10 protein-coding genes are annotated in these 14,994 nt (G+C 43.5%); 3 read left to right on the forward strand and 7 right to left on the reverse strand.

Going from position 1 to position 14,994, the window contains the following annotated elements:
- Nucleotides 1–197: 197 nt before the first annotated feature.
- The 3 genes from infB to rimP form a co-directional block, all read right to left on the reverse strand.
- Nucleotides 198–3,314, reverse strand: a complete 3,117-nt coding sequence (gene infB / locus DYADSP32_RS02385) for a translation initiation factor IF-2 (RefSeq protein ID WP_149244207.1) — start codon at nt 3,312–3,314, stop codon at nt 198–200.
- Nucleotides 3,315–3,386: 72 nt separating this feature from the next.
- Nucleotides 3,387–4,628 (reverse strand): transcription termination factor NusA, encoded by a 1,242-nt coding sequence (gene nusA / locus DYADSP32_RS02390; protein WP_149244206.1) that lies wholly within the window; start codon nt 4,626–4,628, stop codon nt 3,387–3,389.
- 77 nt (nt 4,629–4,705) lie between these two features.
- On the reverse strand, nt 4,706–5,191 hold the full coding sequence (gene rimP / locus DYADSP32_RS02395) for a ribosome maturation factor RimP (RefSeq protein ID WP_149244205.1): 486 nt from the start codon (nt 5,189–5,191) through the stop codon (nt 4,706–4,708).
- Nucleotides 5,192–5,363: 172 nt separating this feature from the next.
- Here rimP and DYADSP32_RS02400 point away from each other — a divergent pair, with 172 nt between their 5' ends.
- Nucleotides 5,364–6,449: an endonuclease/exonuclease/phosphatase family protein gene (locus DYADSP32_RS02400; protein ID WP_149244204.1), complete on the forward strand. Its 1,086-nt coding sequence runs from the start codon at nt 5,364–5,366 to the stop codon at nt 6,447–6,449.
- A 116-nt stretch (nt 6,450–6,565) separates the two neighbouring features.
- Here the strand turns inward: DYADSP32_RS02400 and DYADSP32_RS02405 are convergent, their stop codons facing one another.
- Entirely contained in the window at nt 6,566–6,928 is a 363-nt protein-coding gene (locus DYADSP32_RS02405) for a DUF4907 domain-containing protein (RefSeq protein WP_149244203.1), read from the reverse strand.
- Nucleotides 6,928–7,941, reverse strand: a complete 1,014-nt coding sequence (locus DYADSP32_RS02410; RefSeq protein ID WP_149244202.1) for a galactose oxidase — start codon at nt 7,939–7,941, stop codon at nt 6,928–6,930. Before DYADSP32_RS02410 ends, DYADSP32_RS02405 begins: the two co-directional genes overlap by 1 nt.
- A gap of 753 nt (nt 7,942–8,694) precedes the next feature.
- On the opposite strand from DYADSP32_RS02410, the gene DYADSP32_RS02415 reads away from it, so the two are divergent.
- Nucleotides 8,695–10,113: a DUF4270 family protein gene (locus tag DYADSP32_RS02415; RefSeq protein WP_149244201.1), complete on the forward strand. Its 1,419-nt coding sequence runs from the start codon at nt 8,695–8,697 to the stop codon at nt 10,111–10,113.
- 564 nt (nt 10,114–10,677) lie between these two features.
- Complete coding sequence (locus DYADSP32_RS02420; RefSeq protein ID WP_149244200.1) at nt 10,678–11,445, forward strand: helix-turn-helix transcriptional regulator; 768 nt, start codon at nt 10,678–10,680, stop codon at nt 11,443–11,445.
- Between the two features lie 112 nt (nt 11,446–11,557).
- Here the strand turns inward: DYADSP32_RS02420 and DYADSP32_RS02425 are convergent, their stop codons facing one another.
- Together DYADSP32_RS02425 and DYADSP32_RS02430 are read right to left on the reverse strand one after the other, a co-directional pair.
- Nucleotides 11,558–12,997, reverse strand: coding sequence for a metallophosphoesterase (locus tag DYADSP32_RS02425; RefSeq protein WP_414617453.1), 1,440 nt, complete (start codon nt 12,995–12,997; stop codon nt 11,558–11,560).
- A gap of 12 nt (nt 12,998–13,009) precedes the next feature.
- Nucleotides 13,010–14,830: a cytochrome c peroxidase gene (locus DYADSP32_RS02430; RefSeq protein ID WP_149244199.1), complete on the reverse strand. Its 1,821-nt coding sequence runs from the start codon at nt 14,828–14,830 to the stop codon at nt 13,010–13,012.
- Nucleotides 14,831–14,994: the final 164 nt, after the last annotated feature.

The raw sequence follows: 14,994 nt of genomic DNA on the forward strand, positions 1-14,994 counted from the left end.
CTTCCTGTAAACAATCGTTCAATGCTGGAGATGTGCCATCATTTACGATATGGGAGGTTCATTCGATGGTTGGCATTTCCGATAAAAACTACTAAAAAGCCATCAGATTTACAAGAACATTATAAAAATAGCCGGTCTCGAACTGTCGAGCCGGCTATTTTATATTTATCAAGGTTTTTTTTACCCCTCCTTTATTTCTATAAAGTCCTTTTCACTTCACGCAGTTCAAAGCTTTCTATTATATCACCCACCTCAATATCATTGAAGTTTTTGATGCTCAAACCACATTCGTAACCATTCCTTACCTCCTGTACATCATCTTTGAAACGTTTCAGTGAGTCGATTTCACCCGTCAGCAACACTATACCGTCACGAACGACCCGGATTTTGTTGTTACGTTTCACAAAACCGTCTGTTACATAGCAACCTGCAATCGTTCCGATCCGACTGATCTTGAACACTTCACGTATTTCAATGTTACCCGTGATGATTTCCTCAATAGTAGGTGCCAACATACCCGTCATTGCATCTTTGATCTCATCAATCGCACTGTAAATTACGGAGTAGTGGCGAATCTCGATCTGATCCTGCTCTGCCATTTTCTTGGCGTTTGCCGAAGGTCTTACCTGGAACCCGATTACGATCGCGTCAGACGCAATGGCGAGGTTAACATCCGATTCGGAAATCTGGCCCACCGCTTTGTGAATGATATTAACCTGTACTTCGGAAGTAGACAGTTGCAATAATGAATCCGAAAGTGCTTCTACTGATCCATCCACGTCACCTTTAACGATCAGGTTCAGTTCACGGAAGCTTCCGATCGCTTTACGACGACCAATCTCTTCCAGTGTTATATGTTTACGCGTCCGGATGGTTTGTTCGCGTTGTATCTGTTCACGTTTTGTAGCAATGTCACGGGCATCACGTTCGTTTTCAAAAACATTGAAACGATCTCCTGCCTGTGGAGCCCCATTTAATCCAAGCAACTGTACAGGCATGGACGGACCCGCAGTCTTTAATTTCCTTCCCAAATAATCGGTCATGGCTTTTACCTTACCGAAATGAGCGCCTGCAAGCACCACGTCACCTACTTTCAGTGTACCTGTTTGAACGAGGATCGTTGTCACATAACCACGCCCCTTATCCAGAGATGCTTCCACAACGGTACCATTCGCGCGGCGATCCGGATTGGCTTTCAGTTCGAGAAGTTCTGCTTCAAGAAGCACTTTTTCGAGTAATTCATCGATACCGAGACCCGATTTAGATGATATTTCCTGAGTTTGGTATTTACCGCCCCATTCCTCTACCAACAAATTCATATTGGCAAGCTCTTCCCGGATTTTCTCGGTATTGGCACCCGCTTTATCCACTTTACTGAAAGCAAATACAATCGGAACGCCCGCTACCTGCGCATGGTTGATAGCCTCGCGGGTTTGTGGCATGACACTGTCATCTGCAGCAATTACGATAATGACTACGTCGGTTACTTTCGCACCACGTGCACGCATAGCAGTAAAGGCTTCGTGACCCGGTGTATCCAGGAAAGTTACTACTTTACCCGTTTTGGTTTTTACACTGTAAGCACCAATGTGCTGCGTAATCCCACCTGCTTCACCGCTCACTACGTTTTCCTGACGTATGTAATCGAGAAGAGAAGTTTTACCATGATCGACGTGACCCATGATCACCACAATCGGTGCGCGTTCTTTCAGACTTTCTTCGCTGTCGACCTCATCTACAACATCGTTCTGTACTTCTTCTTCGGCAGATATAAATGCTACTTCAAATCCGAACTCGTCGGCAATGAACGTAATGGCTTCTGCGTCCAGGCGCTGATTGATGGATACGAACATACCCATACTCATACACACAGATATTACTTCCTGAACGGTTACGTCCATCAGCGATGCCAGGTCATTTGCGGAAACAAATTCTGTTACGCGCAATACCTTTGTTTCTTCGTCATCCATCGCGTTTGGATCGTTCTGATCTGCACGGTCACGACGACGGAGTCCTTTCCCTCTTCCGGTAGTTTTGGTATTACCACCACCCATACGGGCCATGGTTGCCTTAATATTGTCCGAAACCTCTTTGTCTGAAACTTCTTCTCTTTTTCCGCCTCTGCGATTGTTACTGCTGTTATTTCTGGATGCAGGCCCACTTTTGGAAGCGCCCGCACCGGTTGTTCCGGTCGTGGTGGTTCCTGGTGCCGCCGGCGTACCGGGTGTTCCCGAATTGGGTCTGTTGATATTTCTATTACCAGGAGTGGATGCGTTACCATCTCTCGGAGGCCTTGCTGTTTGATTTGCACCAGGGGTGGCTGGTGCCGTACCGGCGGTAGTCGGCCGCGCATCCGTTGCGGGTGCTACACCATCGCGAATCCTCTTCCTTTTTCTGCGTCGTTTTTTATCGGCCGCGCTTGCATCACTTGAAGCAACGGGATCCTTTTTCTTAGCCTTGTCGGAAGGCAACTCAATTTTGCCGATCACCCTAAGACCACGAAGTTGCTCACCACGCGCTTCTATAAGTTCAGAGTTTTCTTCAGCCTGAACGGGTTCTATATTTGGAGCAGCACTTGCCATTTCAACTTTTTCCTGAACTGCTTGCACGGGCTCGGATGGTTCTTCTTTCGGTAGCTTAGGCGCTTCTGTTACATTTGATTTCTCAGCCACGGGCTCTACAACAGGTGTTGCCTCCACAGGCTTTTCAGGCTTAACCTCCTGGGTTTCCTTCACCACTTCGGCAATAAGCTCCGGTTCAGCAGCCTTTACGGGTTCTGGTTTTACTTCCTCCTTTACTTCAACCGGTTCAATGGCCTTTTCAACCGGCTTCTCCTCCACTTTAGGTGTTTCTACTACCGGAGGAGCTACTTCCTTTACAGGTTCTGGCGCAATTGGGGTAACTGGTCTGCGTGCATCGAGGTCAATTTTCCCGACCACCTTAATACCCGGCAGTTTGTTTTCAAAGTCAGTTGTAACTGGCTCCGGCTTTTCCTCTTGTTTTGGTGTTTCTTCAACAGGTTTGGCAGGCGTATTTCGGAAATACAAGATGTCGTCCACATCGCTCTTTACTTTTTCTTCCTTGATTTCGACAGGAGGCTCAGCGGCAGGGGCGGGTTTGAACGACAAAGTTGATTTCAGATCATCTGATTTGAAATCTTTCGCAAGAAAATCAATCTGATCCGAGTTAATTTTGGTATTGGGATTACTTTCAACCTTATACCCTTTGGCAGACAGATGATCAACGATCGTAGTAATTCCTACGTTCAGGATCCGTGCCACTTGGCTAAGGCGCATCATTTTATCTTCTGCCATATTCAGCAATTAATAGAAAAAGTTTTGCATTGGTGGAGATTGAAACACTACTGTCAGGTCTTCCACATCTTATTATTCAAATTCCTTTCGGAGTATATCCAATATTTCTTCAACGGCTTCTTCTTCAAGATCTGTCCGTCGAACAAGTTCCTCTTTATTCAGGGCAAGAACACTTTTGGCAGTGTCCAGACCTATTTTATGCAACTCACTGATCATCCACTCGTCGATTTCATCTGAGAATTCCGACAAATCCACATCTTCATCGTTCTGCTCTTCAATATCACGGAAAACATCAATTTCCATACCAACCAGTTTACCGGCCAATTTGATATTCTGTCCGCCTTTACCAATCGCCAGGGAAACCTGATCTGGTTTAAGAAAAACAGATACGCGCCTTGAGTCTCTGTCGATTTGCATGGAACTAACCTTAGCCGGACTTAAAGCCCTGCTGATCAGCAATTCGAGGTTTTCGGTATAATTGATCACATCAATATTCTCATTCCCCAGTTCCCGCACAATGGAGTGAATCCGTGATCCTTTCATACCTACACAGGCACCCACCGGGTCGATACGATCGTCATAGGACTCTACCGCCACTTTGGCTCTCTCGCCTGGTTCACGAACAACTTTTCTTACCGCGATAATTCCATCGTAAATTTCCGGAATCTCAACTTCGAATAATCTTTCCAGAAAAACCGGCGAAGTTCTTGACAACGTGATCTTTGGAGAACCGTTGTTCATATCCACGCGGTGGATGATAGACTTGACAGACTCGCCTTTGCGAAAACGATCTTTCGATATCTGCTCTGTTCGCGGAAGGGAAAGTTCATTTCCTTCGCCATCCATGATAATCACTTCGTGGCGTAGTGTTTGGTAAACCTCGCCAGTAATCAATTCCCCCACCTGATCCTTGTATTTCTCATACATGATCTCTTTCTCCATATCCTTGATCTTTTGGATCAGGGTCTGGCGGGCCGTCTGAACCAGTCTTCTGCCAAACTCTACCAGCTTCACCTCTTCCGCCACTTCTTCACCAACTTCAAAGTCGGTTTGAATTTTCTTTGCTTCGGCGAGTGGTATTTTGTTATAATCCCAAATATCCTCAGAATTGTCGTCTACAATCTCACGGGTACGCCACATCTCAAGGTCACCGCTTTCGGGGTTGATGATGACGTCGAAATTGTCGTCAGTTCCGTACTTTTTACGAATCATGGTACGAAAAACTTCTTCCAAAACGCTGATCATCGTTGGGCGATCAATGTTTTTTGAGCTGGCAAACTCCGCAAATGACTCAATTAATACTCCGCTATCCATTTTTATACTTAAAGAATATTTGCTGATATTAAATTTATGACTGTTACCTGTTCACGATCTGCATACTTGCAGGCATGTTATTTAAAGGAAATCTCTACCATCGCTTTTGAAATGTCTTTCAGCTCAATACTCCGCTGCAAGGACGCTTCGTCCACGGGTGGTGCTTTGGGCTTTTTCTTAGGTTCGGGTAAGGACAATATAATATGGTCTTCATCCGCCTCTGTCAATTTACCCGATATGGCTTCTCCGGTTTTCAAAGTTGCTTTGATGTTCCGGCCTACATTCTTTTTATATTGTCTTGGTAGTACCAAAGGCTGATCCAAACCTGGGGAAGATACTTCCAAGGTATAAGCTTCCGTGAAAACTTCGAGCTCTTCAAGTTGTTTCGCCAATCTACGGCTAATAGAAGTACATTCCTGAATAGTTATTCCTTCGTCACTATCCACTAGAATGGTTATTTTCTGACTTACCTTAGAAGGTTTTATGATGATGTCTACCACAAAAATACGACCTTCCTCCAAAAATGGATCCAGTAGTATTGTTAAATGTTCTTTTATGGTCATGTAAAGGATACTGCAAATAAAAAAGGGGACTAAAGACCCCCTCAATCAACCGATCAAACTTGAATTATGATGCAAATGTAACATTATTTTATGATTCGTACAAACAAAGTGGTTGTGTTCTTTATTAGAAAGCTTCACGTACTTTTGTGACTGAAATGTAATTTACTGTTTAATGAAGCGTTTGCAGAAGTTGTTTTGGTTTTTGTATAAGATTCTTGCCTGTTACTCACTGGTCGTTTTTGCCCTGGTTTATTGGACTCCGTCTTCCCACTGGATTTCGGGCTTTTTGATGTTATCCTTTCCGGTCGTGGTAGCGTTGAACCTGCTCAGTATCGCGTTTTGGCTTGCCATAAAACCTGGAAAGGCAATTCTCCCTCTGTTTCTGACCTTGTTGTCAGCGGTATTTTTACCCCGGACATACTCTTTTAGCAAGAAGGAAGTTTTCCCGTTTGAGGATAAAAAGGACGCCGGATTTACGGTGATGAGCTACAATGTATCCAGTTTTACGCCTCCGGATAGAAAAGCAGACAAAGAACAGGCGGTCAAGGAAATGAAGGCTTGGGTACTGGCATCTAATGCCGATGTTTTGTGTTTTCCCGAATATGTCAACTATGATCCGAGTAAGGTATTCAATCTCTCCAGGTATCTAAACGACCACGGTTACAAGTATAAAAGGTTGTACAAAACGGACAGTTTTCGTCCGGCTGATTATTACGGTCTTGCAGTACTTTCAAAATATCCCATCGTAAACCAACGGGACACCATTTTTGAGGCACGGAACGGAATGATACTAACCGATATTAAAATGGGGAAGGACACGGTTCGCATTGTGAGTGTCCACCTCCACTCCATGACGCTGAAACTTTATACACTGGTGGGCCAGAAGGAAATGGCGGGAATTAAGCGTGAGAGCAAAAATACCTTCTCACTGTTGAAGAAAGGTTTTGTTCAAAGAGCCATAGAGTTCCGGGCACTTGAGTCCTGGATCGATTCCTCACCATACCCGGTCATTGTTTGCGGGGATTTCAATGAGACGCCGTATAGTTATGTATATGGTAAAATGAATAAACTGCTTACCAATGCCTTTGAAGAAAAGGGTAGTGGATTCGGCTATTCCTACAATCATTTGCCTTACTTTATCAGGATCGATCATCAGTTTTATGATAAAAAACGATTGGATCTCAATCATTTCGTCACAGACCGATCCGTTAAGTATTCAGATCATTACCCGCTTATTGGCAGGTATTCGTTTAGGTGAGAAGTGAGAAGTGAGAAGTGAGATGTAAAATGTAAAATGTAAAATGTAAAAAGTGACCGGGTCGCCGGGCGGATGGGAAATGGAGCGGTGACGAGTTATGTTTTGTCACCGCGGGGCTAATTATAATCAACTCCCAGGCTATCCAGCTCATGTTTTGAAACGGTGGGGGGGAAGATGCCTTTGTTTAGCTTACTGATTACCAATTGGCCCGTTTTCATGGCTTCTGCTTCCGTTTTGAATCCGTTACTTCCCTGTATTCCCGGAACAAACTTTTGTTCAATCACCGGAATCGTATCCTGATAGATCCGGTATGCCCAACCACTGGGTTCTTGATAACTCCGGACGCTAAAACGGTGAAGGCCTTCACCATTCTCAGCTGAACCGGCGCCACGTAAAAACGAGACACCAAAATAAGCTAAAACGGCAAAGGTCAGCACTGCAATCAGAATGGTTACTGATCTGTTATATTTTGTATTCACTACAAGTCGTCATCTTCGTCAAGTGCAGCATTTGGGTCAAATGCCCAGAAATCGTCTGTAAGCGTAGAGCTGGCACTTCCTGTACCCACGTAGCCGCGTGTACCAACAACAAAACCTGCTGAATATCCTCGTGGCGTTGGGAATGGATTTTTTTGCGTCCATTCTGTTTTTGCTGCATCGAATTCCCACACATCTGACATGCCTTCTCCGCCAATGATGTATGCTTTTTCAGCAATCACAAGGGAAAGTGCATTGGTTCTGACACTCAAATCATCCTGTGTATAAACCACTCTGGACCAAGCTCCGGTTGCCGGATCAAACTGATATAGATCTTTGGTTTTTTGTGTAGAATTGTTTGTTCCAAACCCTACATAAGCTTTTCCTCCAACTGTAAATGCACTAGCACCTCTTCTTTTACCTCCTGTAAATGTAGCGATTTCAGTCCACTTATCTGCGGCTGGATCATAACTGTAAAAATCCTGGAAATAATTTGATTGATTAACGCCTAGGCCCACATAGGCTTTGTCATTTACTACGAATGCAGAAGAATACTGACGGGTTCCTCCCAAAAAGTCAGCTACTGCTTTCCATTTGTTTGTGGCAGGGTCATATTGCCAAAAGTCTTTTTTGTAAGCCAGATCGGGATTGCTATTCCCGTCAAAACCTGTACCAACGTAAGCTTTTCCACCAACAACAAAAGCAACCGCATTATTTCTTCCTGTGCCACCAAAAGGTGCAACCTGAGTCCAGATAAATTTCGCAGCATCATAAGACCAGAAATCCTGAACGCGGGGCGTCGACTCGTTTGTGAGCCCTGTACCTATATATCCTTTGTCACCAATTACAAAACTCACAGCGCCCGTTCTTTGAGAACCTCCAAAGGACGGGATCCCTGATTTTAACCAGTTGCCTACTTTGTCCGGCTCGACGCTCTTGTCATTGCAAGCAACTTGAATGAATGCAGTTGAAACTACTAGAGTGGCTAATGATAACTTCTTTAAGGTATTAAACATGAAAAAAATCTGGTTTGACTAAAAATGATATAAATAAAATAAAATCGAGGTATAAAAGAGATTAAATGAACATGGCTTAATAAAGTGGTTACCTCACGATGCTGGCATTTTTTTCAAATATTTTGCAAACATAACATCTTGCCACTGCTTAGAGAAATTATATATTTAGTTTTTGTCTAAAACTTTCAGGACCATCCTTTCACCCATTACGTAGTTAGGGCTGGTTTTGATGCATTTTGAAACGTTTAAGTATGAATTTTATTCATAATCACTTTCGCAAGAGAGGTAGGATACGCTGTTATACCGTCAAAAATATCCTTTTACAGTTAAATTTTAATTCCTGAGTTGTGTTGGTCTTGTTAACGTTGATCTGTTTAAGATTGTTGCGAACGGGGTTGTAAACTCTTAAATGACAGTTTTTGGTTTAGAAATTACGATTTTCAGGCAGGGCATGTGAAATAGATTTTACTTCACACACGTTCTAGCTTCAATGCGCCTGTCACATTCCTGTAATAATATGCGTAATGTAGATTACATGGGTGTATAATCACATGCAGATGACGGTTTTTGAACACAAGATAAAGTGGCTTTTAACCTTTTTTAACTTTTGGCGGGCCCGATAGCGATGTCAAAACGACTTTATTAGTCTGTATTTTGAGGTTTCGCTGGTTCCGTGATCACTTGTTTTTCATATCGACTTTGTAATTGAGTGATATATCTGATAGTTTTGCATTTTTACTGTACTTGCTTTAAATGAAATTTAATTCATATTCCTTCAAAAGGTTGTTTTCACCGGCTTCAAAGTTTCTGTTAGGTATAGTTTTGGCGGGCTCGCTGGCTGGTTGTCAGTGGGGCGATGAAATCACATCGCTGGTTCAGCCCAATCCGGATGATTTTTTGGTTTTGTTCTCGGATACATCTACGGTCTCTATTTCAACTGTAAGAATGGATTCCGTGATGACTGGATCCGCAAGTAGGATGTTGGTTGGTAGTTTTGATGATCCTTTTTTTGGTAAGATTCAAGCGGCCACATTTTTCCAAACTGCGCCACAAGGTGCCATTACTGTTCCCACGGATGCCGTATATGATTCTTTGGTGCTTTCATTAAAATATGAAAGGTCATCTCAGGTTTACGGAAATCGCCCCTATTTTTATGGAGATACCACCAAATCGATGACAGTTACCGCTCATTTACTGAAGGAGGATATTTTATCCAAGTCTATTTATCACAACAATTATACCATTCCCTTTGAAAGTGAACCACTTGCAACATTAACACTGTCGCCGCGTCCATACACGCAACGCATGATCCAGTTTAAACTTCCAAATGAGATTGGAATGGAGATGTTTACCAAGGCGAAGGATAATTTGTTGAGCACCAACGATCAGTTTATGGAGTTAATTAAGGGCTTTACGGTTAAGGCAAAAAGCACTGATAATGGCTCAGTGGTTGGTTTCCAGTCTGGGGGAGACAGTACCGCGCTTAGGCTATATTACCATTTAACGGGCAATGATGCCATTACAAGCAGTATGGTTTCTTTATCTGTGTCAAGTATTTACAATAGCATTTCAGGTGACCGCAGGAACACTGAACTTGCCGCTTTGCCTGCCAGTCGCAGAGCCACGCTTCCATCCGAAAGATCAGGTAACAAGAGTTTCCTTCAAGAAGGAACTGGGATAATGACAAGATTGGATCTGCCTCACCTGCAAACTTTAAAGGACATTAAGTATTCTGTGGCCAATAGGGCATATATAAGAATCAAACCGTTCAGGCAATCTGTGAGCCGCTATTTTTGGGCTCCACCAACTATCTATGTATATTATTGCAATAAAAATAATGAGGTTTTAGGACAGTTAACTGGCTTAGGTTCTAACAGTGCAGTGACAGGGAACTATGTAAATGATTTCATAAATAATACTGAATATTATTGGTTTGATGTAACTGCATATGTAACCAGTATTCTCAATAGTAATACTTCGGAGAATAATGGTCTCCTCCTTGTATCAGACCAGCTTGGGAAAAACTCCGATCGTTTTCCCGGTGTTCCTGAAGGGAATACTGAGATATCCAATGGCCTTACAAGACTCGTAATCGGCAGCCAAAAAAATACAACCGACCGCGGAGTCAAATTGGAATTGTACTATACAACGGTGAAACCTCAGAACAAATAGTGATCAGATAAAACCCATAGTTGATCCTAAATCGCCAGGAGTTTAAGGTTTGTGCCTTACGCTGTTGGCGATTTTTTTGATGGCGTCGTGATATTGGTAATCGACGGCTTTGCTTTTCTGCAAGGCTTACTTTCTCAATTCAGATTTGTCACCGGCAATTTTTTGGTCAATCCCAATTTCATAAGTCTATGCCACCCGGCTCCTGACTATCATCGATTGAAATATTATTTGGAGACTGGGTTAGGTCTGGCGTTATTTGATCCTCATCATGGCGCGTTGCCCGACCGGTTAAAAACGCGGGCGCTTGTATCTGCTGCTGGACTATTGGGCCTTCGGGTTCATTGTGTAGGTACACGATGGCTTTATACATTCAAAATCCGATGGAAATAGATTAAACGCTCCCCCTCCGGTAGATAAAATCGGGCAGTTCATCTATGAATGTGGCTTTTCTATCCTAAACAGGTTACATATTGCTTCTCTATTACTAATTTACCGACAGTAACATAGTTTAAGGGATTCTTTATCCGCTGACTCGTTACCTAAACCCCCGAAAAAGTTGACGATATGATGGAATTTAAATTCCTTAACAATCTCACTTTGGTGAATTGTGAAGGAAAAAACCTTGACTTGATCCGTGATTTCACACTTCAATATAGGATTGTTTTTGTGCAGGAAGGAACAGGTACTCTAACCATTGATTCAGCTGAGACACAATATGAGAAGGATTGTATTTTTTTTATTAAATCCGGACAAGAGTTTCACCTGATACATTCCGAAAATACATGTTTATTTGTAATGCTGTTTGAAAACCTGCCGGTGACTACGAAAATTTCTCCCGGCGCGATACAGGGATTTGCAGACCTGTACAAGAATGTTCAGTTCTTTTATTTTACTATCAATATTACCCAGACGCTGGTCATCAGCAACTCAACCGATCGGCTATTTATTAATTATCTGATCGAGTTGATCACTTTTGAAATGGAGAGTAATCAGGACACTTCGGAGGGGATCATTAAAAACAGTATTTTTTTACTTGTCAATATTATTGCACGAAACCAGAAGGACTTTATCGAAATACCCAAAACGATTCTTCTTCAACCTGAAACGGATGCCATATTGGGTCATATCAACGAACAGGTCGGTCTGGACGTAAAAGTGGATATCGAAGACGTCTCAAGGAAGTTTGGGCTGGGTGCTTCCAGTGTCGACAGGAGAATTATGGCCAAAACGGGCCTTTCTTTCAAGAAATATGTAGTTCGGACGAAGATGGATCTATTTAAAAGCAAGTTGCTGAAAACGGGTAGCCAGGCTGATCGGCCGGCTGACGGTTGAGGCATAAAGACTATTGTTAGGCGTGATTTGGAATATGGTAGGGGATTTTCCCCTGCCATATTTAGTTTTAGCCCACTCAGCGAGTCTTGCAATTTTGATCCTCAAACCAAAATCACTGCTGTTTTTTGTCACGCTGAAGAATCTTGTCTTTCATCAAAATTTTCTGATCTGCTTTGCTTACATCTTTCATCATGCTAAACTGGTCCCGGATTTTTCCATCGGAACATATCCATTTCAAATCAAGCTTGTTTCCTTCTACTTCCAGCATCACGGCACCACCGATTTCATGATTGGAATAATACATGGCATTGTGCGGGTAGTCGGGTTTGTGCCCGCCAAGTGCACCCGCAGAGCCACTTACCACATACACGGTTCCCTGATTGTTCTGTTTACTTTTCAGATAGGGCGCTGAGTTTTTACTTTCGTCGTACAAAGCGGTTGACGAATTTAATTCATGAATTTTGGCGTCGAAATCAGCCTCTTTTCCGTAGTGCCCTTTGAGTAGCTTACTTCTTTCGTACACGTGGCTATGGCCGCAGATGATCAGATCCACGCCTTCGTTTTCCAGCACCTGTATGAAATTTTCACGGATGCTGATCAGGTCCTTTTCTGTGTCCGAATTATGGGAGCCCATGGTATAGGGTGGGTGATGCCAGTACGCCACAACCCATTTGCTTTTGTTTGCCGCGAGGTCTCTTTTTACCCATTCAACCTGTTCTCCCTGATCATACATATGCTTCCCTTTTGTATCGGGACCGTAAGAATCCAGGGAAAGAAAGTGAACGTTCCCAATGTTGTACGAATAATACGCCTGGGTATGGGACGGGACGCCGCCCCCTTCTCCCAGTGTGGGCATGGTAAAGTTTTGAAAATAGGCGATTTTATTGTTGTCAGCGGCTGGCGCAGACTGAAGATCCCGGTAATCGTGATTTCCCGGACAGGGAAACAGTGGATAGTTTTTTAAGAAGCTGTCTTTGTAAAGATTAAAAAACTTAGCCTGATATTCTGCGTCGGAGCCGTCACTATACGCGTTGTCGCCCATCAGGATCCATGCGTTTATTGGTTTATCCGCGATGGCTTTCATCATTTCATCCCGCACGAGTCTCTGGTTGATTGAGTTGTTTCCACAATCTCCGAAACCCGCGATTCGTATTAGTTGCTCGCTGTCTTTTTCAGGCAATGTGAAGAAGTAATTCGATTCGTCACCCTGGAGGGTGGTATCTGCCAGATTGCCCACCGTATAATAATACTTAGTGTAAGGTTTCAGCCCGGTAAGTTTGATAATGTGTTCAGATACCAGCGTGGAGTCGTCTGTTTGCCAGGTAAGACTGTCAATTTTTATACCATATTTGACCCGGCTTCTATCGAAAACGTTGGTACGCCAGCGTACCGTCATCGTGGTAGGGGTTGCGGCCTGAAGATAAGGCCCCCGGATCAGATCCGGCTGAACGCCCATGAGGCGCCTGCTCGCGGGTTTTTTAACGATGACATTTTGTGAAACCGCCATAAACGGTAAGAGTAGTAACAGGAAAGTCCTTAGGATAATGGTCATGATTGATTAAGGTTAATAAGCAAATGAATCGGTCAATGCGTCAATAAATAAAATGATTTGGTCTGTCTCTTTGGGTGTTAGATTCAGGGCGCTGGCAGAAAGCGTTTGATCTTTGATATCGAGACCCAGCCCTTTACCGCCCCCACGATTGTAAAACTCCATGACACTATGAAGCGTTTTGAAGGCTCCATTGTGCATGTAGGGGGCTGTTTTGGCCGCGTTACGCAGAGTTGGCGTCTTGAATGCACCCAGATAAAAATGGATACGGTAAAGATCGAAGCGTCCCGGATCGTCATCCTTTACGGGCTTGTCCGGGTCGTCATTCGCCGGGGTTCCCAGCACCTCCACCTCCGATACGTTGTAAAAAGGGGGTAACAGGGAATTGAAATGGGGTAGGAAATGACAGGTTCCGCACTGTGCCTTACCCATAAATAAGTTGAATCCGCTAATCTGGTCGTCGGTCAATGCCTTTTGGTCACCCGCAATATAGCGATCAAATGCCGAGCTCATGGGTGCGAGGCTGTTGACGTAGGATGCAATAGCGGTGGCAATTTCATCAACACCGATATGCTCAGTTTTTTTTTCAGGAAAGGCGAGCTGGAATAAAGGCTGGTAGGTAGCATCCTTGGGGATACCTTTGTTGAGCATCGTGCTATTACCGGCCATTTCAAGGGGGTTGAACAGGACATTGATGATCTGATCTTGAAGGCTTTGTGATCTCCCGTCCCAAAACTGCATGTGCTGCTTGCCGGCGTACAGAAGTGTAGGTGTGTTTCGTTTCAATATGGAGTCCTTATGCAGGGAAGGGCTTTTCGGCAGGTTGTCATTAAAATAATTGCCGGGCTGGTGGCAGGTGGCGCAGCTGGTTGTGAGTGTTCCCGAAAGCTTCTTCTCCGAAAATAGCTTTTTGCCCAGACTTTCCATTTCGGCATTCTCTGAGAACTGGGAGCCAAAACCGCTATTGATGAAAGCATCGGGTTTGAAAATGTTTTCTGCTTTGTGATTCAGAAGAGTCGTAGTATTGATTTCCAATTGTAGCGCTCGGGTAAGCACACCCAGCTCCTTTTGCAAGGGTAATGCAAACTTTACCAGATACTCCATTCTGTCGAACGAATCGAAATCTTTCGAGGCGTTGAGGAATTGTATTGATCCCGTCAGTATGTGATTGATCCTGTTACCGGAAACCGGCTCTTTTGCCATGTAAGGATTGAGGATAAAATACATGGTTTTGGTGGCCTCCAGGGTTTCGTTAATTCCGGTTTTAAGAGAAGGGGCATCATATCCGGCGATAGATAAGGCCATGATTCGAATGATTTCAATTCTTTGACTTTCCAGAATTTGCGCATCTGTAATTTGAAATTGGTACAACAAAGTTTTCAGATTACTTACGGAGCTGTAAAGGGCCTCCGCCTGCAGCAAGAGCATTTTTTTATTTCCCAAAACGTCAGCATCAAATAGCAGAGATTCGATTTGCTGTAAACCCATTGGTTCAACAAGTTCAAGTGTGGGTTCTTCTATCTCGGTTACCGGAGCTGCATTGTACATGCGGGTCTCGCTCTGGAAAAAATATTCAGTAAAAAACTCAATTCTTTTGAAGTCAAGCCTGGCAGAAGCAAGTTTTTTTCGCGCGTTGAAGAGTGAGGCCGAATCCTCATCCAAGAGTTTAACCGCCTCATACAGTTCTTTGGTGGATGCGGTGAGAAGCCTGGAATTACTTACAAAATACGCCATCGTGTTTTCTATCCCAACCGATTCTTGGTCAATGGGTTGACTAGTCGTGAAGGAAATCAGCAATAAGGCTGATAGTAGTACACACACTGATTTTTTTTGCATCAATCAATTACTGTTTCCTAGAATACTTAAATCTGAATGTAAAAGGCTGTTATTATTTTGTGAAAAATCTTAAAGATATTGTGAGCAAGTAGGATTAAGGTCACCCGCAACACTTCGCTTAAAAGTGAGAAACAGGCCGAGCTATTCAAGGGAGGTATAACTGC

The sequence above is a fragment of the Dyadobacter sp. 32 genome (genome assembly GCF_902506755.1).
GTDB lineage: Bacteria > Bacteroidota > Bacteroidia > Cytophagales > Spirosomataceae > Dyadobacter.